The organism is Providencia rettgeri, from assembly GCF_001874625.1.
Lineage (GTDB): Bacteria > Pseudomonadota > Gammaproteobacteria > Enterobacterales > Enterobacteriaceae > Providencia > Providencia huashanensis.
Genome location: NZ_CP017671.1, coordinates 4344037 through 4367359 on the forward strand (window position 1 = coordinate 4344037; position 23323 = coordinate 4367359).

Annotated in this window: 20 protein-coding genes; 12 read left to right on the forward strand and 8 right to left on the reverse strand. The window is 41.9% G+C overall.

Annotated features, from left to right (window positions below):
• Nucleotides 1–152: 152 nt before the first annotated feature.
• Nucleotides 153–1229, reverse strand: coding sequence for an LPS export ABC transporter permease LptG (gene lptG, locus RB151_RS20100; RefSeq protein WP_071548680.1), 1077 nt, complete (start codon nucleotides 1227–1229; stop codon nucleotides 153–155).
• Complete coding sequence (lptF, locus tag RB151_RS20105; protein WP_042845684.1) at nucleotides 1229–2326, reverse strand: LPS export ABC transporter permease LptF; 1098 nt, start codon at nucleotides 2324–2326, stop codon at nucleotides 1229–1231. The genes lptG and lptF overlap by 1 nt, the downstream gene beginning before the upstream one ends.
• Before the next feature lie 340 nt (nucleotides 2327–2666).
• Between lptF and pepA the strand changes: the two genes are divergently transcribed.
• From pepA to RB151_RS20125, 4 genes are all read left to right on the forward strand, one after another.
• Nucleotides 2667–4178, forward strand: a complete 1512-nt coding sequence (pepA, locus tag RB151_RS20110) for a leucyl aminopeptidase (protein WP_042845685.1) — start codon at nucleotides 2667–2669, stop codon at nucleotides 4176–4178.
• A 595-nt stretch (nucleotides 4179–4773) separates the two neighbouring features.
• Nucleotides 4774–5223, forward strand: coding sequence for a DNA polymerase III subunit chi (locus RB151_RS20115; protein WP_034782118.1), 450 nt, complete (start codon nucleotides 4774–4776; stop codon nucleotides 5221–5223).
• A gap of 36 nt (nucleotides 5224–5259) precedes the next feature.
• Nucleotides 5260–8130: a valine--tRNA ligase gene (locus RB151_RS20120; protein ID WP_181469352.1), complete on the forward strand. Its 2871-nt coding sequence runs from the start codon at nucleotides 5260–5262 to the stop codon at nucleotides 8128–8130.
• Between the two features lie 171 nt (nucleotides 8131–8301).
• Nucleotides 8302–8796 (forward strand): GNAT family N-acetyltransferase, encoded by a 495-nt coding sequence (locus RB151_RS20125; RefSeq protein ID WP_042845687.1) that lies wholly within the window; start codon nucleotides 8302–8304, stop codon nucleotides 8794–8796.
• Between the two features lie 43 nt (nucleotides 8797–8839).
• Here the strand turns inward: RB151_RS20125 and RB151_RS20130 are convergent, their stop codons facing one another.
• The 3 genes from RB151_RS20130 to RB151_RS20140 form a co-directional block, all read right to left on the reverse strand.
• Nucleotides 8840–9238: a MerR family transcriptional regulator gene (locus tag RB151_RS20130; RefSeq protein ID WP_042845688.1), complete on the reverse strand. Its 399-nt coding sequence runs from the start codon at nucleotides 9236–9238 to the stop codon at nucleotides 8840–8842.
• Nucleotides 9239–9464: 226 nt separating this feature from the next.
• Complete coding sequence (locus tag RB151_RS20135; protein ID WP_042845689.1) at nucleotides 9465–9818, reverse strand: helix-turn-helix domain-containing protein; 354 nt, start codon at nucleotides 9816–9818, stop codon at nucleotides 9465–9467.
• Nucleotides 9819–9848: 30 nt separating this feature from the next.
• Complete coding sequence (locus tag RB151_RS20140) at nucleotides 9849–10142, reverse strand: DUF1471 domain-containing protein (protein WP_071548682.1); 294 nt, start codon at nucleotides 10140–10142, stop codon at nucleotides 9849–9851.
• Nucleotides 10143–10422: 280 nt separating this feature from the next.
• Between RB151_RS20140 and RB151_RS20145 the strand changes: the two genes are divergently transcribed.
• The 6 genes from RB151_RS20145 (at nucleotide 10423) to RB151_RS20170 (ending at nucleotide 18588) form a co-directional block, all read left to right on the forward strand.
• On the forward strand, nucleotides 10423–11655 hold the full coding sequence (locus tag RB151_RS20145) for an efflux RND transporter periplasmic adaptor subunit (RefSeq protein WP_048605884.1): 1233 nt from the start codon (nucleotides 10423–10425) through the stop codon (nucleotides 11653–11655).
• Entirely contained in the window at nucleotides 11655–14795 is a 3141-nt protein-coding gene (locus tag RB151_RS20150; RefSeq protein WP_042845692.1) for an efflux RND transporter permease subunit, read from the forward strand. Before RB151_RS20145 ends, RB151_RS20150 begins: the two co-directional genes overlap by 1 nt.
• Before the next feature lie 205 nt (nucleotides 14796–15000).
• A complete protein-coding gene (locus tag RB151_RS20155) occupies nucleotides 15001–17505 on the forward strand; it encodes a heavy metal translocating P-type ATPase (RefSeq protein WP_042845693.1) in 2505 nt (834 codons plus the stop codon).
• 57 nt (nucleotides 17506–17562) lie between these two features.
• Nucleotides 17563–17832 (forward strand): glutaredoxin family protein, encoded by a 270-nt coding sequence (locus RB151_RS20160; protein ID WP_042845694.1) that lies wholly within the window; start codon nucleotides 17563–17565, stop codon nucleotides 17830–17832.
• Between the two features lie 44 nt (nucleotides 17833–17876).
• On the forward strand, nucleotides 17877–18329 hold the full coding sequence (gene cueR, locus RB151_RS20165; protein WP_042845696.1) for a Cu(I)-responsive transcriptional regulator: 453 nt from the start codon (nucleotides 17877–17879) through the stop codon (nucleotides 18327–18329).
• 61 nt (nucleotides 18330–18390) lie between these two features.
• Entirely contained in the window at nucleotides 18391–18588 is a 198-nt protein-coding gene (locus RB151_RS20170) for a heavy-metal-associated domain-containing protein (protein ID WP_034782721.1), read from the forward strand.
• Between the two features lie 227 nt (nucleotides 18589–18815).
• On the opposite strand, the gene rraB is transcribed toward RB151_RS20170, so the two are convergent.
• Nucleotides 18816–19229 (reverse strand): ribonuclease E inhibitor RraB, encoded by a 414-nt coding sequence (rraB, locus tag RB151_RS20175; RefSeq protein WP_042845698.1) that lies wholly within the window; start codon nucleotides 19227–19229, stop codon nucleotides 18816–18818.
• Nucleotides 19230–19391: 162 nt separating this feature from the next.
• On the opposite strand from rraB, the gene argF reads away from it, so the two are divergent.
• Nucleotides 19392–20417: an ornithine carbamoyltransferase gene (gene argF / locus RB151_RS20180; protein ID WP_048605881.1), complete on the forward strand. Its 1026-nt coding sequence runs from the start codon at nucleotides 19392–19394 to the stop codon at nucleotides 20415–20417.
• Between the two features lie 54 nt (nucleotides 20418–20471).
• Here the strand turns inward: argF and phnX are convergent, their stop codons facing one another.
• Both phnX and phnW read right to left on the reverse strand, forming a co-directional pair.
• Nucleotides 20472–21281, reverse strand: coding sequence for a phosphonoacetaldehyde hydrolase (gene phnX, locus RB151_RS20185; protein WP_071548683.1), 810 nt, complete (start codon nucleotides 21279–21281; stop codon nucleotides 20472–20474).
• Between the two features lie 9 nt (nucleotides 21282–21290).
• A complete protein-coding gene (gene phnW / locus RB151_RS20190) occupies nucleotides 21291–22394 on the reverse strand; it encodes a 2-aminoethylphosphonate--pyruvate transaminase (protein WP_071548684.1) in 1104 nt (367 codons plus the stop codon).
• A gap of 139 nt (nucleotides 22395–22533) precedes the next feature.
• On the opposite strand from phnW, the gene phnR reads away from it, so the two are divergent.
• Nucleotides 22534–23253 carry a phosphonate utilization transcriptional regulator PhnR gene (gene phnR / locus RB151_RS20195; RefSeq protein ID WP_042845704.1) on the forward strand — a complete coding sequence of 240 codons (720 nt, stop codon included), beginning with the start codon at nucleotides 22534–22536 and terminating at the stop codon, nucleotides 23251–23253.
• Nucleotides 23254–23323: the final 70 nt, after the last annotated feature.

A 23323-nucleotide genomic window follows, 5' to 3' on the forward strand; every position in this document is an offset into this window, starting at 1 on the left:
GCAGATAATAGGCAACAACAAGTTTTATTCCGTCCTCAGAATAAACTATTACGAATTATCAGTAAGTTAGGAAACTTATTACTAAGTAAATGACGACAAAGAAAAAGGCTGTGATACCCGAAGATACACAGCCTTTAATGACCTATAAAACGCTATTTTCGTTTCACTAATAAAACAATACTGACAATTAGGAACAATAAGCTTGGCAAGATAGCTGCAATAATCGGTGGTACTGAATAAACAAGGCTCCAGTTACCAAACCCTTGGTTTAGCACATAAAATAAGAAGCCGCCCACAATACCTGAAATAACACGTACCCCCATTGGTACGGTGCGTAATGGCCCGAAAATAAACGAAACGGCCATTAACATCATGACAGCGGCAGAGAGTGGCGCCAATATTTTTTTCCACATACTTAATTCATAAACAGCTGCAACTTGACCACTTTCTTTCAAATAAGAAACATACTGATATAAGCCACGAATAGATAACGAATCCGCATTCAAAGAAACTATCCCTAGTTTTTCTGGGGTAAGGTTAGTTTTCCAGTCAACCGTCAACCGCTGTGAACCCGTAATTTTTTTCTCACTGCTTAATATTGACTCATCCACTTGAGATAACACCCACTGTTTATTTGCCGTGTCATACTCCCCACTTGAAGCAAACATCACCGAGTTAAGTTTTTGTTGCTTATCAAAACGGTAAATCGATACATCTTGAATCGATGTTGCGTTATTAATACGCTGAATGTGTATAAAGTCGCGGCCATCTTTTGCCCACATTCCCTCGTCAGTAACCACTAATGAATTACCAACGATTTTTTCTGCACGGTAGTTTCTCGCCCATTGCTCACCGGCTGGTGCAATCCATTCACCAATGAACATCGCCACGATAACCAGAGGGATAGCCGTTTTCATCACCGCAAGGGCAATCTGTAAACGGGTAAAACCAGAAGCTTGCATGACCACCAGCTCACTACGTGAAGCGAGTGCACCTAAGCCCATTAACGCCCCTAATAAGGCCGCCATCGGGAAGAAAACATCAATATCTTTTGGTACCGTAAGTAAAGTAAAAACCCCCGCGCTCAACGCAGTGTAATCACCATCACCTACTTTACGCAGTTGCTCGACAAATTTAATAATCCCAGCGAGTGAAACCAATAAAAAAAGCGTCACCAAAATAGAATTTAGGATGGTCCGACCGATATACCTATCTAAAACACCAAACATCAGGCAACCCCTTTACTCAATTTAAGACGCATACGGCGCATAGGAACAGTGTTCCATGCATTGAGGATCACCGCTAAGACTAAATACCCTAAGTTCACTGCCCACATGGTATACCTTGGGTCAATATCACCTTTATCTGCACTATTGCGTAACGTACTTTGCAGCAAAAAGAAGATGAGGTACAACAGCAGCGCAGGTAACATACTTAGCACCCGACCTTGACGTGGGTTCACTTCACTTAGAGGTACCACCATTAAAGCCATGACGATAACCGAGAAAACAATCGTTAAACGCCAATGAAACTCTGCATTCACTTCAGGTGTATTTTCATTCCACAATTGCAGCATATTCTTTTGCTCAACGCGGTCATTACGAGCCTCACCTGTTTGATGATCGACTATGGCTTGGTAATTGACAAAGTCAGTGATACGAAAATCACGTAATAATGCCGTCCCCTCGTAACGGGTCCCTTCATTAAGAATAACCACTTGACGGCCATCAGGGTCTTCCTTCATATAGCCACTTTCGGCAACCACTACAGAAGGGCGCTGTTCATTCGCAGCACGTAACTGCGCTAGGAAAACATTTTTGAAATTACTCCCTTTTACATCACCAATATACAAAACATAGTTGCCGTCTTTTGTGGTTTTAAACTGCCCTTCCACCATTGCGGCTAAACCTGGGTTAGCTTTAGCATCCGCTAACACTTGTTCTTGATATTGAGATGACCACGGTAGCATCCACGTAATATTGGCAACTGCCACCATGGCGGTAATCATGGCCAGCACTAACGCCGCTTTGACCAAAACACTTTTCCCTAAACCGCAGGCGTGCATTACCGTAATTTCACTTTCAGTATAAAGCTTACTGTAGGTCATCAATAGCCCAAGAAATAGGCTTAAAGGTAAGATAAGTTGCGCCATTTCAGGCACACCTAACCCCAGTAAAGGAAGTACTAAGTTTGATGGAATATTGCCCTGAACGGCAGCGCCCAGAATATCTATCGACTTCTGGCTAAAAAAGATTAGCATCAATACAAAAAGTATGGCTAACTGACTTTTCAGGGTTTCCCGTACCAAATATCTAATAATGATCACGCTTATTACGCCTGTGAAAACTTGTCTTTTGGGTAGAAAATGGCTAAGTTCGTTCAATGTCTGCCATTTACTAACATATACTCTAGTTTATTGTATGGCTAGAATGATATAAAAGCATTCTCTATACTGATTAAAATATCAGAACATGCTTAATATTCGCGAAACCAAATATACTCGCCATACTTCGTAGTTGTATCGCGATAAACAGCATACAACTTGGTTTATTTCGCGTATAGATGGTCAGTTTAACATAAAGAGTTCATTCTCTATGAGGTAGATCATGCGAAACGCTAATTCTAGCGGGAGCATCGGCCTTTGTCTTTAAGATTCAGGAGAACGCATGGAGTTTAGTGTAAAAAGTGGTAGCCCGGAAAAACAACGCAGTGCATGTATTGTTGTCGGAGTCTTTGAACCACGCCGTCTGTCCCCAATTGCTGAACAGCTGGACAAAATTAGTGACGGATATATCAGCGCCCTGCTGCGCCGCGGCGAACTTGAGGGTAAAGTAGGGCAATCCCTGCTACTCCATCATGTACCAAATGTTCTGTCTGAACGCATTCTGCTTATCGGTTGTGGTAAAGAGCGCGAATTAGATGAACGCCAATTTAAACAAATTATTCAGAAAACAATTAGTACTCTGAATGAAACAGGCTCAATGGAAGCCGTATGTTTCTTAACTGAATTACATGTAAAAGGCCGCAATAACTACTGGAAAGTACGTCAAGCAGTCGAAACAGCAAAAGAATCGCTGTATGTGTTTGACCAACTAAAAAGTAATAAAACAGAGCACCGTCGCCCACTACGCAAACTGGTGTTTAATGTCCCAACACGCCGTGAATTGACCAGTGGTGAGCGCGCGATTTCCCATGGCTTAGCCATTGCTTCAGGGGTTAAAGCTGCGAAAGACTTAAGTAACATGCCACCAAACATTTGTAATGCCGGTTACTTAGCCTCTCAAGCTCGTCAACTAGCAGATATTTCAGATAGCAAACTAACCACTCGTGTGATTGGTGAAGAGCAAATGAAAGAGCTGGGAATGAATGCCTATCTAGCAGTGGGTCAAGGTTCACAAAATGAATCACTGATGTCCATTATGGAATATAAAGGCAACCCAGATGCGGACAGCAAGCCAATTGTTCTGCTCGGTAAAGGGTTAACCTTTGACTCAGGTGGTATTTCAATCAAACCAGGCGAAGGCATGGATGAAATGAAATACGACATGTGTGGTGCGGCAAGTGTGTATGGCGTGATGCGTTTTATCACTGAATTGCAACTTCCAATCAATGTGATTGGGGTACTAGCAGGTTGTGAAAACATGCCTGGTGGTCGCGCTTATCGTCCCGGCGATATTTTAACTACCATGTCAGGGCAAACCGTTGAAGTACTTAATACTGATGCGGAAGGTCGGTTAGTTCTGTGTGATGCACTCACCTATGTTGAACGCTTTGAACCTGAGCTGGTTATTGATATCGCTACCTTAACAGGGGCTTGTGTAATTGCATTAGGTAGCCATTATACAGGGTTGATGTCAAACCATAATCCACTAGCTCATGAGCTGTTAAATGCCTCGGAACAAGCGGGTGACCGTGCATGGCGCTTACCACTAGCGGATGAGTATTTTGACCAAATCACCCCTAATTTTGCTGATTTAGCGAATACAGGTGGTCGTCCAGCAGGTGCAATTACCGCTGGCTGCTTCCTATCTCGCTTTGCCACTAAATATAACTGGGCACACCTTGATATTGCAGGTACCGCTTGGCGTTCAGGTGCCGCGAAAGGGGCTACTGGTCGTCCGGTTGCGATGCTAGCGCAGTTTTTACTAAACCGCGCGGGTTTAAATGGTGATGAGTAATCCCATTTAAATGATTTAGCTGTATCTCGTCCATAAAAATATCCCGATGAGCAATAGTGATTCGGGATATTGTTTTTTGGTTTTCAAGGCACTGAGAAAGCCATTTTGAGGCAGCTATAAAAAAGGATATAATTAAGCATAGATATATACTGCGCTTGGTTACCAAAATACACCCCTGCAAATTGAAGGGTAGCGATTTAAACTATACCCTAGATAATTCAGTTTGTAGGTAGGCGGCAAGCGACTGAGACCTTAGGAGCATACATAAGTAGGTGACTAAGGCGAAAAAACGTAGCTAACACCCCTGCAAATTGAAGGGTAGCGATTTAAGCTATACCCTAGATAATTCAGTTTGTAGGTAGGCGGCAAGCGACTGAGACCTTAGGAGCATACCTAAGTAGGTGACTAAGGCGAAAAACATAGCTAACACCCCTGCAAATTGAAGGGTAGCGATTTAAGCTATACCCTAGATAATTCAGTTTGTAGGTAGGCGGCAAGCGACTGAGACCTTAGGAGCATACCTAAGTATGTGACTAAGGCGAAAGAGCGTAGCCAACACCCCTACAAACTGAAGTATGACGGGTATAATGGGTATATGAAAAAAGGTACATTTTACCAACTAACACAAGCCTCACCGCTTCCTGATCTTGAAGCCCATGAATGGCTAGCTTGCGAGCTTGCTGCTCAATTGTGGCGTAATGGGAAGCGAGTTCTGATTGCTTGCGAAACGCAGCAACAGGCAGAAAAAATAGATGAAACCTTGTGGCAGCGTGACCCACATCAGTTTGTTCCCCATAATTTAGCGGGTGAAGGCCCTCGTTATGGTGCGCCTATTGAAATTTGTTGGCCTGCCAAACGGGGAAATACGCCACGTGATATACTGATTAATTTACAAAATCAGTTCGCAGATTTTGCCACGGCTTTCCATGAAGTGATAGACTTCGTACCTATTGATGAAACTTTAAAACAGTTGGCGCGTGAGCGGTACAAAATATACCGTAGCGTCGGCTTCAATTTGACTATGGCGGCGCCGCCAACTTACTGAATACAAAAGATAATGGAAAAGAAACCAGATAGCCCAATGAATGAGCCTTCGCTCGATAAAACCTATAACCCCGCAGAAATTGAGCAATCACTGTATGCTCACTGGGAGAAAAGCGGTTATTTCAAACCTAATGGGGATACCACCCAAGATAGCTTCTGTGTCGTCATTCCACCACCGAACGTCACTGGTAGCCTGCATATGGGGCATGCCTTCCAACAAACCATCATGGATACCATGATCCGTTACCAACGTATGCAAGGTAAAAATACCTTATGGCAAACAGGTACTGACCACGCAGGTATCGCGACTCAAATGGTCGTTGAGCGTAAAATTGCGGCAGAAGAAGGCAAAAACCGTCACGATTACGGCCGTGATGCGTTTATTGACAAAATTTGGGAATGGAAAGCAGAATCTGGCGGCACTATTTCTCAACAAATGCGTCGTTTAGGCGACTCTGTTGATTGGGAACGCGAACGCTTCACCATGGATGAAGGCTTATCTAAAGCTGTTAAAGAAGCTTTCGTTCGTCTCTACAAAGAAAACTTAATTTACCGTGGTAAGCGCCTTGTTAACTGGGACCCAAAACTGCACACCGCAATTTCTGATTTAGAAGTTGAAAACCGTGAAGTTAAAGGTTCTATGTGGCACCTGCGTTACCCATTAGCTGACGGGGCAAAAACCGCCGAAGGCAAAGACTATTTAGTCGTTGCTACTACACGTCCTGAAACCATGTTGGGAGATACTGGCGTTGCTGTTAACCCAGAAGATCCTCGCTATAAAGATTTGATTGGTAAAGAAATTATTCTACCAATTGTTAACCGCCGTATTCCTATTGTTGGTGACGAGCACGCAGATATGGAAAAAGGCACGGGCTGCGTGAAAATCACCCCAGCTCATGACTTTAATGACTACGAAGTCGGTAAGCGCCATCAGTTAACGATGATTAACATGATGGATTTAGATGGTAACGTACGTAGCGAAGCTGAAGTTTTCGATACTAACGGTAACCCATCAACCGCTTATAGCAGCGAAATGCCTGAAGCATACCGTGGCATGGAGCGCTTTGCAGCACGTAAAGCTATTGTGGCAGAGTTTGAGCAATTAGGCCTACTCGTTGAGGTGAAACCTCATGACCTCACCGTCCCTTATGGCGATCGTGGTGGTGTCGTTATTGAGCCAATGCTAACTGACCAATGGTATGTACGTACTGAGCCTTTAGCCCGTGATGCCATCAAAGCTGTCGAAGACGGTCGTATTCAGTTCGTTCCTCGCCAATACGAAAACATGTATTTCTCGTGGATGCGTGATATCCAAGATTGGTGTATTTCTCGCCAATTGTGGTGGGGTCACCGCATCCCCGCGTGGTATGACGAAAAAGGCAACGTCTACGTAGGTCGTGACGAAGACGAAGTTCGCCGTGAAAACAACCTAGGGGCAGATATCACACTACGTCAAGATGATGACGTTCTAGATACTTGGTTCTCTTCCGGCTTGTGGACATTCTCCACCCTCGGCTGGCCAGAAAATACAGATGCACTGAAAACTTTCCATCCAACCGATGTATTAGTCAGTGGGTTTGATATTATTTTCTTCTGGATCGCCCGAATGATCATGATGACCATGCATTTCATTAAAGATGAAAATGGCGAGCCACAAGTTCCATTTAAAACTGTTTACATGACAGGCCTGATCCGCGATGAAGAAGGCCAAAAAATGTCGAAATCCAAAGGGAACGTTATTGACCCACTGGATATGATTGACGGTATTTCTCTGGAAGATTTACTCGAAAAACGCACAGGCAACATGATGCAGCCACAATTGGCTGAAAAGATCGCTAAACGCACCCGTAAAGAGTATCCAGAAGGAATTGAAGCCCACGGAACCGATGCACTGCGCTTTACTTTAGCGGCATTAGCGTCAACAGGTCGTGATATCAACTGGGATATGAAACGCCTGTCTGGTTACCGTAACTTCTGTAATAAACTCTGGAATGCGAGCCGTTTCGTGTTGATGAACACGGAAGGTCAAGATTGCGGCCAAAACGGCGGAGAGATGAGCTTTTCACTCGCTGACCGCTGGATCATGGCACAATTTAATCAGACAGTGAAAGCTTACCGCGATGCGTTAGACACTCACCGTTACGATATCGCAGCGGGTATTCTGTATGATTTCACATGGAACGAGTTCTGTGACTGGTATTTAGAACTGTCTAAACCTGCGGTTCATAAAGGTAACGAAGCACAAGTTCGTGCGGCTCGTTTCACTTTAATTGAGGTATTAGAAGGCTTACTGCGCCTTGCACACCCTATCATTCCGTTTATCACTGAAACCATCTGGCAACGCGTCAAAGTAGTGAAAGGTATCGACGCTGATACTATCATGCTACAAGCGTTCCCTGAGTTCGATGCGGCTAAAGTGGATCAACTCGCGCTGAGTGACCTTGAGTGGATCAAAGAAGCGATTATCGCCGTGCGTAATATTCGTGCTGAAATGAATATTTCCCCAGGTAAACCGCTCGATGTAATGCTGCGTGGTGCTTCTGCCGATGCGAAACGTCGTGTCGATGAAAACCAGAACTTTATCAAGTCAATGGCTCGCTTAGAAAGCATCTCAGTATTAACTGAAGGTGAAGAAGCGCCTATATCTGTCACCAAACTAGTTGGTGGTGCTGAGTTACTGATCCCAATGGCGGGTCTAGTAGACAAAGACGCCGAACTGGCTCGTTTAGATAAAGAGCTGGAAAAGGTGGTTAAAGAGATCGAAACCATTGAAAACAAACTAGCAAATGAAGGTTTTGTAAGCCGTGCACCTGCTGCGGTAGTGGAAAAAGAGCGTGAGCGTTTAACCGCTAATATTGAAGCGAAAGCGAAAATTGAAGCGCAAAAAGTGACAATTGCCTCTTTATAACGGTTCATTAATTTAGCCGACTTGAAAGCCCTTATTGGTTTACTAATAAGGGCTTTTTCTTGCTGAATAATTCGAGTATCATCAAACGACTGCGTTCGCAGTTCTCAGATTGAAGTTCCCTTCTGGTTCTCTCTACACTGAGTTGTACACAATAATAATCAAGAGTTTCACATGACAACACAAAACTATAACGTTCGACTTATTGAACAACAAGATAATGCAGGGATTGCCGCGGTGATCCGTGAAGTTTCTGCTGAACATGGTTTAACTGCAGATAAAGGCTTTGCCGTTGCAGACCCCATCTTAGATACCTTATTTGAGGTATACAACAAACCCCGTAGCGCTTATTGGGTGGTAGAAATGGATGGGGAAATTGTCGGTGGCGGCGGTGTTTCACAACTGGCAGGCGGCGATAACGAAACAGCGGAATTACAGAAAATGTATTTATCTTCCGTATTACGTGGCAAAGGCTTAGCCAAAAAAATTGTGCAGATGTCACTGGAGTTTGCGAAACAACAAGGTTATACCCGTTGCTATTTAGAAACCACCAAAGACTTACAAGCCGCAATTAAGCTATACGAAAAGTTAGGTTTTGAATTTATTGATGCCCCTTTAGGTAATACAGGCCATAGCGACTGTGAAATTCGTATGTTAAAAGCGTTGTAATTATAAAGCTTATAAGGGTAGTCAATATGCTATCCTTATTTATCTAATATTCTTTAGATAATAGATTTTTTATGATCCCACATTTATATCGAGAACCTATTTCATCACTATGTTCTTGTAAAATAATTAGTTCCTTCTCTAAGTTAATTAATTTTTCAATATTTTCTCTCACATTAATTAAATGCGTATTAATAACAGATTCAACTAATTGGCAATCATTACTATTATTATCCACTAAGTCTAATAGTTTTTTTATTTCTCGATGAGACATATTAAGACTACGGCAGTTTTTAATAAACCTTAGTCTCTCAATGTGATTTTCACTATAGCTTCGATAGTTATTATCATTTCTATTAGGAGGAATAATTAACCCCTCTTTTTCATAGAAACGTATAGTCTCCCTTGGAATGTTGAATAGTTTTGATAATTCACCTATTTTCATTATTGACCACCTAAAAACGGATACAGCCCATTGTAAACTTTCAATAATACTAATCCTTACCATCATTGTAAGGTCAAGAAAAAAACATATTTTTTTCATTTGTCCACTATATTATTAAAATATATAATTAAATTTATTAGTATCGTATTTTTTGGTTCTTTTGGTATATAGAATTAGCCAGATGACTAGCTAATTCTATTCCTTCTTCTAAAACCTATTCACTAAACTATGCATGATATCTTAGCATTGTTTCTCTCCTATATTTAGCAGGGGTCACTTTCAATTCTCGCTTAAATGCTCGTGTTAGCCCTTGCTGACCATCAAATCCATACCTGAAAGCGATATCAATGATTTTATCATTGGTTTCTTTCAAATCTGTTGATACCCTTAACAAGCGGCTGATTAAAAGATATTGTCCTAAACTCACACCAACCGTATTTTTAAAAATACGTTGGAAATACCACTTTGAATATCCTGCTCTATCAGAGATTTCCGCTATCTGTAGTGGTTTATCTACATTCATATCGATCCACAAAAGAATATCTTGTATTACATTTTCTCTAATGGTTTGATGACTCATCGCTCATCTCCTTAATAAAACCGAATGGCTTTACTGATAAAATGTGACATGTCCTCGAAGTTGATTTTCACCGCTTGCGCCAACAATTTTATAGCGGCTCGCTCCTAACTTTTTAGCTTCTTGCTGAGCCTGCATTTCAATTGATGACAAACTAGCATCACCAACAAAAGTCTTTGTTACTAATATTTTTCTGTGAGGTTCTGTTGAGGAATTATTTTCAATTATTTTATTTGATACCAGCTGAAAGTTAACCTTATTACCGGAAGCCAAACCCTGGTAACTAAATAAACTTAACGCTAATAAAACTATCATCTTCTTCATCATTAACCCTTATTTAAGTATGTATTTAAATTAATGATTATTATTAAAAACCTTAAAGTAGATACAAGGTCAATAGCTTATTTCTATTTTTGCACAGTATATTTTAGTCAATTAATCATAATTGAATTAATTAAAGGTTCCTTTTCGATTTTTAATATCCTATTAAAGCCTTATTATATTAAAACGGTTGACCTTACAACTACTGTAACCTTTACCCTGCCCAAATATTTCTTATTCAAGTTTTAAGCTAACAATGAGATCAATTAATTAGGTAAGGTTTATTATGAAAATAAAAATCGGGATATACGCTACATTTGTTGTAGCCATGGGCATAAGTGGTCTAGTTATTGCTCAAGACGCAAATAATGATAACAAATCAGAAACAGCAAGTTCCACCATACTTCCCAAAGTGCCTGTAGCAGAAGTTATTCAACAAGAAATTGTCCCTTCCTCTGAATTTACAGGCTATTTAGCGTCTCCCAAAATCGTGGATTTACGCCCTCGGGTTGGTGGACGCATTAATTCGATAGAAATTCCAGAGGGGAAACTGGTTGAAAAAGGGGATTTACTCTTTCATATAGATCCGCGACCCTTTCAAATAGCACTACTTGATGCAGAAGGAAAATTAAGCCAAGCAGAAGCTTTAGCCATACAAGCTCAGCGAAATTACCAGCGCCTCAAAGGATTAGTCAATAAAGGGGCGATTTCCCGTAAAGACTATGACGATGCCCTTTCTATACTTTCGGCTAATAATGCGCAAGTAAAATCCGCCAAAGCAGCCGTAGAGTCCGCTAAATTAAATTTATCTTATACCCAAATCCGTTCACCGATTGCGGGTCGAGTTGATAGAGCATTTATTACTGAAGGTAATTTAGTGACTGGTGGGGATACGAATGAGGCGACTCGCTTAACCACGATTGTTTCTATTGACCCAATATATGCTTACTTTGATATTGATGAAACTACCTTTCATAAACTAACAAGTTTACAGCCGTCAACAATAAAAAATAGCGCGACAGCTTTACCTCCAGTGACCATACGGTTACCAAATGAAAAACATACGCAATATACTGGCACCCTTAATTTTATTGGCAATCAAATCGAGAGAACGACTGGCACAGTAAAAGTCAGAGCGGTTATCGCCAATAAAGATGGCAAATTGATACCCGGTACGTTTATTCGTGCACAACTGCCTATAGGAGAAAAAACACCTTCAATTTTAATTGATGACCAAGCGATTGCTTCTAATCAAGGGCAGAACTACGTCCTCGTTCTAGATAAAAATAATAAGGCAGAATATCGCCCTGTGGAACTAGGCGCCATGATTGGCGGCCTCCGAGTCATTAATCACGGTTTAACTGCTGGTGAGAAAATTATTATTAAAGGCCTTATTAGACCCGGTATGGAAGTCATGCCTAATCCTATTCCTATGCATCCCTCATTAGCAGCAGAAGCAACTCAGTCAACCACGAACAACAAACATCTGACCGTCAATGAAGTCGAGGAGAAACAATAATGAAGTTTCCTCATTTCTTTATACAGCGCCCTATTTTCGCTATGGTTTTATCAATATTTATAGTGATAGCTGGGGTATTAAGCTTTTATAAGCTTCCCCTAAGCGAATATCCATCGGTAACACCGCCGACAGTTCAAGTTATTGCGAGTTATCCTGGTGCCACCCCAAAAGTGATTGCAGACACCGTTGCCTCCCCCATTGAGCAAGCAGTAAATGGCGTCGAGGGCATGCTCTATATGAGCTCACAGATGTCAACCGATGGAAAAATGGTGCTCACAATCTCGTTTAGACAAGATGTTGACCCCGATATCGCGCAGATCCAAGTACAAAACTTAGTATCACGCGTTATTCCCCGTTTACCCCAAGAAGTTCAGCAAATTGGCGTTACCACAGAGAAAACTTCACCGGACGTACTAATGGTTGTCCATATGTATTCGCCTAATAATGTCTACGAACCTCTGTTTGTTTCTAACTATGCATTACTCAATGTCCGTGATGAAATCGCAAGACTACCTGGAGTGGCAAGCGCATTAGTATGGGGTGAAGGTGAATATGCGATGCGAGCATGGATTGACCCAACAAAAATAGCCTCATTAGGGCTAACCGCAAATGATGTCGTTGCCGCTATTCGAGAACAAAATGTCCAAGTTGCTACAGGCTCTATTGGGCAACAACCGAATGCAACATCATCATTTCAAGTTAGTATAAACGCCCTTGGACGACTCACAACTGAAGAACAATTTGGCAATATTATTATTCACTCAGGAGAAGATGGACAAGCCACCTATTTAAAAGATGTCGCTAGGCTAGAGCTAGGTGCCGATAATTATTCACTTCGTAGTTTGCTGAATGGGCAAAATGCAGTCGGGCTACAAATTGTGATGAGCCCAGGGGCAAATGCATTAGAGGTTGCCGAATCAGTCAGAGAAACTATGGCGCGTTTACAAGCTAACTTTATCGAAGGAATCGATTATAAAATCGCCTATGACCCAACCATATTTGTCAGTGCTTCTTTAAAATCTGTCGCCATCACACTGCTTGAAGCCACCATATTAGTTGTCCTGGTTGTTGTTTTGTTTTTACAAAGTTGGCGTGCTTCTATTATTCCATTAGTCGCTGTACCAGTATCCTTAATCGGCACATTTGCCTTTATGTACCTGTTTGGTTTTTCTCTAAATACGTTATCTTTATTTGGTTTAGTTATCTCAATAGGAATAGTTGTCGATGATGCTATTGTCGTCGTCGAAAACGTTGAAAGGCATATTTCAGAGGGCTTAGCCCCAAAAGAAGCCGCATTTAAGGCAATGGAGGAGGTTACAGGCCCAATCCTTGCGATTACCTCAGTTCTAGCCGCCGTTTTTATTCCCACCGCATTTTTGTCTGGCCTACAAGGAGAATTTTATCGTCAGTTTTCATTAACCATTGTTATTTCGACAATTATTTCAGCAATTAACTCGCTAACGTTATCCCCTGCCCTTAGCGCGATTTTGCTCAAATCCCATGATAAAAATACAAAGTTAGATTGGCTTACTCGTATTATCAATGCAATATTTGGTCGTTTCTTTACAAAATTTAATATTTTTTTCAATACATTATCTAACAAATACGTTCTAATCGTACGCCGTTGTATTCGAGGAAGCTTAATTGTTCTAGTGCTATATCTGGGGTTTGTTGGGCTAACCGCATTAGGCTTCAAAGTAGTGCCTAATGGTTTTGTTCCCGCACAAGATAAATACTATTTGATTGGCGTTGCTCAATTACCATCCGGTTCATCTCTCGATAGAACAGAAGCCGTTGTCAAAGAAATGTCACGCCTTGCATTGATGGAACCAGGAGTTGAAAATGTAGTGGCTTTCCCTGGCCTCTCAGTGAATGGGCCTGTTAATTTGCCTAACTCTGCCCTCATGTTTGCCATGCTCAAGCCTTTTGATGAGCGCACTGACCCCTCCTTGTCTGCAAATGCGATTGCAGAGCGCTTAATGGGCAAATTCAGCCAGATACCTGACGGATTTGTTGGTATATTTCCTCCACCTCCTGTGCCTGGACTTGGTTCAATGGGGGGTTTTAAAGTACAAATCGAAGATAGGGCTGACCTAGGTTTTGATGCATTAGCACAAGTGCAAGAACAAATCCTTATGAAAGCGATGCAATCACCCGAGTTAACAGGAATGATGGCTAGTTTTCAGACTAATTCCCCACAAATAGATGTAGATATTGACCGTGAGAAAACCAAGTCTCAAGGAATAACACTGACCGATATCTTCGATGCTTTACAAATCAATTTAGGTTCTCTCTACGTCAATGACTTCAATCGCTTCGGTCGTACCTATCGTGTTGTTGTTCAAGCTGATACTCCATTTAGAATGGACCCAAAAGATATTGAACTGATCAAAGTGCGTAATAAACATGGCGAAATGATCCCTTTAAGTGCATTAGTGACTATTACTCGTACAAATGGCCCAGACCGCGTGATCCATTATAACGGCTATCCTTCCGTTGATATTACTGGCAATGCAGCTCCAGGCTATACCTCTGGTCAAGCAACTAACGCAATGGAGAAAATCTTACGTGATACCTTACCTGAAGGAATGGATTTTGAATGGACAGATTTAACTTACCAAGAACAATTAGCGGGTAATTCTGCTCTCTATATTTTCCCATTAGCAGTACTATTTGCCTTCTTAATATTAGCTGCCCAATATAACAGTTGGTCGTTACCATTCTCAGTATTACTAATAGCCCCAATGGCACTACTGTCAGCAATTACGGGAGTCTGGTTGCTCGGCGGGGATAATAATATTTTCACACAAATTGCCTTTATTGTACTGGTCGGTCTTGCGGCGAAGAATGCTATCTTGATTGTTGAATTCGCAATAGTGCAAGAGAAGCAAGAAAAAGATCCACTAACCGCTGTATTGGAGGCTTCGCACCTAAGATTGCGCCCTATTTTGATGACATCTTTCGCCTTTATTGCTGGAGTTATTCCACTGGTACTAGCCACTGGAGCAGGCTCTGAAATGAGACAAGCAGTGGGGATCGCGGTATTTTTCGGCATGTTAGGCGTCACCTTCTTCGGCTTATTGCTAACCCCTGTATTTTATATGACGATACGGAGATTAACGTCCAAGAAATCAACATAACGTATATTTTATCCGATAAGGAAGCTCACTAAGCACAAGTAGTTTGGTGAGTTTTCTATTTAATCACCAAATAAAATTCATTATAAAACAAAAAAATAAAGAAAATTATCATTAATATAAATAAAAATTAAAAAATAGCACTTGACCTTACCCTTAAGGTAAACGTTAGTCTTTACTCAATAAAGACATTCAAGAGGGTAGGTCCATGACAACAAATATCTCTAATACCTCAGTCAATAGACTAAGCTTGCCAGTAGAAGGCATGACCTGTGCATCCTGCGTTGGTCGTGTTGAAAAGGCATTAAAAGCGGTTACAAATATTGATACGGCTGTGGTGAATTTAGCAACAGAACGTGCTGATATCACCTTTAAAGGTGATGTTGATCCAGACGTAGCAATCCGCGCGATAGAAAGCTCAGGTTATAAAGTGCGGGAAGAAACAACCGAACTGGCGATCGAAGAGATGACCTGCGCATCGTGTGTCGGTCGCGTTGAAAAAGCATTATTACAAATACCGGGTGTAATTGAAGCGAATGTTAACTTAGCAACAGAACGCGCCCGTATTCGCCATTTATCTGAAGTGGTCACTATCGCCACTTTGGAAGAAGCCATTGTTCAAGCTGGCTATAAACCTCGCCGTTTATCAGATACAACGACCAATGCAAATGACCAAGCCAATGAGCGCCGTGAAAATGAAGAGCGCTCTCTACGTCGTGCGTTGTTCACTGCGGCTATATTTACCTTACCAGTATTTATTATTGAAATGGGTTCACACTTTATTCCAGGTATTCACCACTGGGTATCAGAAAACCTTGGGCAGCAACTCAATTGGTATATCCAATTTATATTAGCAACCCTTGTTTTGTTTGGTCCTGGTTTGCGCTTTTTCCAAAAAGGAGTTCCAGCACTATTACGCGCTGCGCCTGATATGAACTCACTTGTTGCTGTAGGTACTGCCGCGGCTTATGGGTATTCAGTAGTAGCAACGTTTATCCCCCAAGTTCTCCCAGCTGGCACCGCAAATGTGTATTTTGAAGCAGCTGTCGTTATCGTAACGTTAATTCTACTTGGTCGCACATTAGAAGCGCGAGCGAAAGGAAAAACCTCCCAAGCGATTAAACGCCTTGTAGGGTTACAAGCTAAAACGGCTCGTGTAGAACGCGATGGAAAAATGATTGAGATCCCTCTGGATCAAGTTATAACGGATGATATTGTTTTCGTTCGCCCTGGTGAAAAAATCCCTGTAGATGGTGAAGTCATCGAAGGCGCTTCCTATGTTGATGAAAGCATGATCACAGGAGAACCTGTTCCTGTATCTAAAGAAGTAGGTTCTGAAGTTGTTGGCGGCACAATAAATAAAACAGGCGCGTTTAGTTTTCGCGTCACTAAAATTGGTTCAAACACTGTATTAGCTCAGATAATTCGTTTAGTTGAAGAGGCACAAGGGTCAAAATTACCTATTCAAGCGTTAGTTGATAAAGTCACGATGTGGTTTGTACCTGCCGTTATGACAGGTGCCGTGATCACATTCTTTATTTGGCTAATATTTGGCCCAGACCCAGCCCTGACCTTCGCATTAATTAATGCTGTTGCTGTACTCATTATCGCATGTCCATGTGCAATGGGCCTCGCAACACCGACATCTATCATGGTTGGAACAGGAAGAGCGGCTGAATTAGGTGTTCTATTCCGCAAAGGCGAAGCATTGCAAGCTCTACGCGATGTCACTGTAGTTGCTCTTGATAAGACGGGGACATTAACAAAAGGACGTCCAGAGCTCACTGACCTAGTCCCTGCAGATGGCTTTGAATATGATGAAGTTTTATCCTTGGTCGCTGCAATTGAAACCCGTTCTGAACATCCGATTGCGGAAGCAATTGTCAACGCAGCAAACGAAAAAGGTCTGACATTTGCGGCAATTGAAGAATTTGAAGCTGTCCCAGGATTTGGTATTTCAGCCAGAGTAGATGGTCGAGCAGTCTCTGTTGGCGCCGATCGCTTTATGAAACAACTCGGATTAGATGTCAGTCACTTCCAGCAATCTGCGCTACGACTAGGAGAGCAAGGAAAAAGCCCATTGTACGCAGCTATTGATGGTCGCTTAGCTGCAATTATCGCCGTAGCTGATCCCATTAAAGAAACAACACCAGAGGCTATTAACGCGTTACACGCATTAGGTTTAAAAGTTGCCATGATCACTGGTGATAATGCAGCGACTGCCGCAGCTATCGCTAAACAGCTTGGGATTGATGAAGTTGCCGCAGAAGTATTGCCAGATGGTAAAGTTTCAGCCCTAAAACAGTTCCGTAACAATGGTAATAAAGTCGCATTTGTTGGTGATGGTATCAACGATGCCCCAGCATTAGCCGAAGCAGATGTTGGATTAGCAATTGGTACAGGAACAGATGTCGCTATTGAAGCCGCAGATGTCGTATTGATGTCAGGAGATCTACGCGGTGTTGTTGATGCCATTGCATTAAGCCAAGCAACTATTCGTAACATAAAACAGAATCTGTTCTGGGCATTCGCTTACAATGCGCTATTGATCCCAGTAGCCGCAGGCTTGCTATACCCAATTAACGGAACTTTGCTTTCACCTATTTTAGCAGCCGCCGCAATGGCACTTTCTAGCGTATTCGTATTAGGTAATGCCTTACGTCTAAAACGCTTCCAAGCCCCTATGAAAGATAGTATGGCTCAAACTCAATAAAGGACTTAATCGCCAGACTTTATAAAGTCTGGCTTTACTCGTAGAAAGGAGTTAGCTATGACACTCTCATCAAAAGAACAAATATTGATTTACACCACGCCAACTTGCCCTGACTGTCAACAACTTAAGGATTGGTTAGCTAAAGAACAGCTCTCTTTTGAAGAACGAGACCTTACCGACCCCAAAATTATGGCTGAAGCTAAAGCTCGAACAGGTGTACGTGTTGCTCCCATTATCATCATTGGGGAACATATTTTTTACGGTACTTTTTCATCGCAAAAACCAAACATATTAGCAGCACTCAAACTACCTAAAGAAAATAGCTAGGTATTTTATTTCTAAAATACCTATTCTATTGAGGAGATAAGATTATGAATATCGGTCAAGCCGCTAAACTTTCTGGCATCTCAGCAAAAATGATCCGCTATTATGAGCAGACTGGGTTAATCCCCAAAGCAAAACGGACTAATGCAGGGTATCGCTATTATAGTCAAACAGATATTGATAGCCTAAACCTCATTCGTCGCGCCCGAGCCCTAGGTTTCCCGACTGAACAGATTTCAGTTCTACTATGCTTATGGCGCAATAGAGAACGTGCTAGTGCTGATGTTAAAAATATGGCACTTACTCATCTTCATGAATTAAAAAGAAAAATTAATGATCTACAAGGTATCGCAAATACTCTCGAAGTACTGACAAAACATTGCCACGGTAATAGTGATCCTGACTGCCCTATCATTGAAAACTTAGTGAATCCAGCCGAATACCTTGAAACTCCAGTCACTAAAAAAGGACAACTCGCAAATTATTCAGTAAAAAACTGATTGACCTTCCAATAGGGTAAAGCTGTATATTTATCAAAATGTTAATAATAGGAGTTAGAAAATGATTAACCTTACAATACCTAAAATGGCTTGTGGTGGCTGCGCTAAATCAATTACCAAAATTGTGTTAGATATTGATGCTAATGCACAGGTAGAAACGGACCCAACGACAAAAAAAGTGCTAATTACCAGCCATATAGATGAAAGTATTTTCCGTACAGCGCTCAGCACCGCGGGATACCCGGCAGATCCTAAATAATTTAGTAGGGAATAATAGCTAATATATTTCAGACTGCAGACAAACATATTATGTTTGGCGAAAAATCGAATAGGTTATTGAATATTAGTCAATCTTCAAGGGCATGAATAACAAACGCCTTGTTGAAATAACCTTTTGTACATCCAGTTCAACTATTTTATTTTAAAATGCCTGCTTTTGGTCATTTTTCAAAGGCAGGCTCATTATCACAGTCTTAGATGTTAGAATTAATGAACGCGATCTTCGGGCTCGATATCATCACCGTCTTCGTCATCATATTCTGCATCTGGGTCTTCAAAATAAGTGCCCCAACCATCATAGTTGACACCCATTTTTTCCGCCAGCTTCATTAGCTGTTCAACTTGTGCGTCAATAAGTTCTGCGTTTAATGCGCTTTCGCTGATCACATCGCAACACATCAACGTTTCACCTGTTTCAATTTCTAACTCTTCCGCATCCGTCACTTCATAACCTAGCTTGAATGCTTCAACTGCTGCTTTTTCTAATAACGCAAAGTTGTCCGCAGAGAAATGATGCTCAATTGCATACAATGCATCAGGATCGCTACCATCTTCTAACAGTTCCTCGATAATTAACCGAGTTTCTTCATACTGCGCATCGAGTTCAGCTTTATCTACCATATCCACACCCCTTGTTCCATTATCGCTAGTCTCGCCCCATTCTCCCATAGGGTTGACAGTGAAACCATACATTTAAAAATAATTTCTTTTTCACTTGGGGTTGATTTTGAATTTTTATGGATATAAATTGAATATTAATTCAACATAAAAAGGCCGTAATTTATGAACCCCTTATATAGCAAGCATTTTTTAAGGCTACTTGATTTTACATCTAGCGAAATTCATTCACTGTTAAAACTCTCAGCTTGGTTAAAATCAGAAAAAAAAGCCGGTACAGAACACCCTCTCCTCGCAGGTAAAAACTTTGCACTCATTTTTGAAAAAGACTCTACTCGCACACGTTGCGCATTCGAAGTTGGTGCGTTCGACCAAGGCGCTAGAGTGACCTATTTAGGGCCTTCTGGTAGCCAAATCGGTCATAAAGAAACCATGAAAGATACCGCACGGGTGCTAGGGCGGATGTACGACGGCATTCAATATCGGGGATTTGCTCAATCAACCGTAGAAGTATTAGCCGCGCACTCGGGAGTGCCTGTATGGAATGGATTAACCAACGAATTCCATCCCACACAGTTATTAGCCGATCTGCTGACCATTCAAGAACACCGACCAAATACGCCATTCTCAGAAATTAAATTTGCCTATTTAGGCGATGCACGCAATAACATGGGCAACTCGATGTTAGAAGCTGCGGCTCTCACAGGTTTAGATTTGCGTTTAGTCGCCCCGAAAAGCTGCTGGCCGGAAGAAGAGCTGGTCAATGCTTGCCAAGAGATAGCGAAAAAAACAGGTGCAAAAATTACGCTCACTGAAGATGTGGCTGAAGGCGTTAAAGGAGCTGACTTTATCTATACTGATGTTTGGGTCTCGATGGGAGAAGCCAAAGAGGCTTGGGCACAGCGTATTAATTTATTAAAGCCGTACCAAGTGAATATGGATGTGATTAAGCTTACAGGCAACCCGAATGTGAAGTTCCTGCACTGCTTACCCGCTTTCCATAATGAAGATACCACGCTTGGGGCTCAGCTAGCGAAAGAGTTCAATATGTATGGTGGGCTAGAAGTCACGGAAGAAGTCTTTGAATCCCCTTATAGTATCGTCTTTGACCAAGCAGAAAACCGCTTACATACTATCAAAGCCGTAATGGTCGCAACATTAGCCCCTGAACTACCGGTAAATATCTTCTAAGATTGGCAATCACCATCGGCACGAATATCATGCCGATGGTGCCATAATCAAGCGTTAAGGGCGCTCACCTTTTGCTAAACGCTGATTAATGGAATCGATAACTGAAGGTAAATCGTTTAAAGTATCAATAACATAATGAGCTCCTGCGGCAAAAAGTTTATCAGCCGCCTCCTGTTTCAGTTGGCTAACTGCCTCTTCTGGCATACTTTGGTACTCCTCCCATGTTTTGCCAAATTCATTACCTGAAACAGACAACCCAACACTCCACATTCCTGCATTGCGGCCTTCTTCAATACCGGGCACTGCGTCATCAACTTTTATACAGGAAAATACTGCTTCTACGCCTAGTTCAATCACATTTTGCAATGCCATCCAAGGCCCCGGACGCCCTCCCGCTGGGATATCATCACTTGCGACCCAGTAATCAGGGTGATAACCGAGTTTTTGTGCTGCAGGTACTAATTTCTCCATTACTGCGCGAGGGTAACCAGAACAAGAACCAATTTTAATATTTTGCTGGCGTAAAGTAGTGATTGTGTCGGAAACTCCAGCTATTGGTGCTGCAAAGTCGACAACTTTGGCAATCTGCAATGGCATAAATGCCGCATAGATTGTATCGATATCTTCACTGGTCATTGAGCGCCCAAATTTCACCTTCCATAAAGTGTCAATTTCAGGTAATTTCCCAAGTGCTTCAATATGTTGCCACTTACCTAACCCCATAGGAATACGGGCTTGTGCTAAGGTGATCTCAATATCAAACACACGCTTAAATGCTTCAATAAAAATTTGTGTGGGGGCAAAAGATCCAAAATCCACCGTAGTACCTGCCCAATCCAGAATAACAGCCTGAATGCGGTTCATAATTCTTCCTTATTGTTTCCAGTAAATGGCTTTTTCTATCGCTAACAATAATGCGTCAATATCTGTTTCATACACTTCGCCAATGTTTCCAATACGGAAACAATCACTCTGTGACACCTTACCTGGGTAAATAACAAAACCTTGCGATTTTAATCGCTGATAGAACTCTTTAAATTGGTAATTAACTGAACTTGGTGAGTAAAATGCGGTGATAATCGGTGAATGGTTGCTATCATCTAATAATGTTTTAAATCCGAGAGCTCGCATACCTGCGACTAGTTTTCTCTGATTTTGCCGATAACGTTGGAAACGAGCGGCAATGCCCCCTTCAGCTTCAAGCTCTTTAAGAGCCTGAGCAAAAGCTAATACCGTATGCGTTGGTGAGGTAAAACGCCATTTACCATGGAAATCCTCCATACAACGCCACTGGGCATACAAATCGAGAGATAATGAGCGAGAGCGCCCCTTACAATTTTCAAGTGCTTCAGTGCGTGCTATCACAAATGCAAAGCCCGGTACTCCTTGAATACATTTGTTTGCCGAACTTATCAAGAAATCAATATTTAGTTGCCCAATATCCATTGGGATACCGCCAAAGCTACTCATGGCATCAACGATATAGCGTTTTTGATACTGCTTCGCTAGCGCGGCGACTTGCTCTATCGGGTTTAAAATCCCCGTCGTCGTTTCACAATGTACCATCGCAATGTGTGTGATCTGGCTATCTTGTTGTAGTAATTGTTCTATCCATTCAATATCTGGCTTTACCACCTCACCACAATCATAGAGATGATGTGTAATCCCTAAACGCTGTGCCATTTCAGCCATCCGTGCGCCGTATGCACCATTACTGATAATCAATAATTTATCTTCTGGGTGTATCGCACTTCCTAAAACCGCTTCCACCGCATAGCTGCCACTGCCCTGTAATAATACCGATGAGTAGCCTGACTGCGCCGTTGATAGGGCAACTAGCTGTTGGCGGACCTTTTGTACTACCTCTAAGTTATAGTCGTCATCCCATGTACAACTATCAAATAACATGGCCTGCTTCACCGTTTTAGAGGTAGTTAGCGGACCCGGTGTTAACAGCAAATAATTTTTGGTTGTCATTCAACTCACCTATTGGTCTATACCAGATTTCTATTATAATGGTCTTAGGGAGATCAAAAGGTCAAAGGAAAAGTGCCCGTGCAACAAAAAATTCATATAACTATGTATAATGTGGAAGAAATAATCAGCGGAAATAACAATGAAATTATCAACGGATGAAATGCCTCAGTACCTGCTAATTAAGGCTCAATTACAAAAAAGAATTCAGAATGGGGAACTAAAAAGTGGCGATAAGCTCCCTTCTGAGCGCGAGCTTTGTGCTATTTTTGGTACCACGAGGGTCACTATCCGTGAAAGTTTGGCGCAATTAGAATCAAGCGGCGCAATTTATCGTTCTGAACGCCGTGGCTGGTTTGTCACTCCTGAACGCCTTTGGTTAGACCCAACACAAAATACTAATTTTCATAAACTTTGCCTTGAGCAAAACCGCCAGCCTAAAACGACCTTGTTAGATGGCCGAGTTGTCACTGTCCCCCTTGACGCCATGAGTCCGTTGCAGCTCCAACCTTTCGAGCAAATATACTTACTCACACGCCTACGCTTTGCCGATGAAAGGCCTGTTTGTTATTGTGAAAATCATTGCCTACCAGCCCGAGTCCCCGAGTTACTACGCCATGATCTCAATGGCAGTTTAACCGAGGTATATGAAACCCATTTCGGGTTGATATATACCAGTATGCACTTGTCATTCTACCCAACAGCCATGCCTCCTCAAGCCGCTTATGCACTCGGGGTCGCGGTGGGTCGTCCCGCATTACTACTGCAGCGTTTGAACTATGATCAATACGGAAGAGTTCTAGATTACGATGTGGAATATTGGCGTCATGACAGCCTGAGAATTGAAGTCGATACATTGTAAAACCAACATCAGTAAAATATTTTCACTATTTAGCTCTGTTTCATCTTTTTGTCATATAAACCCGTTAGCG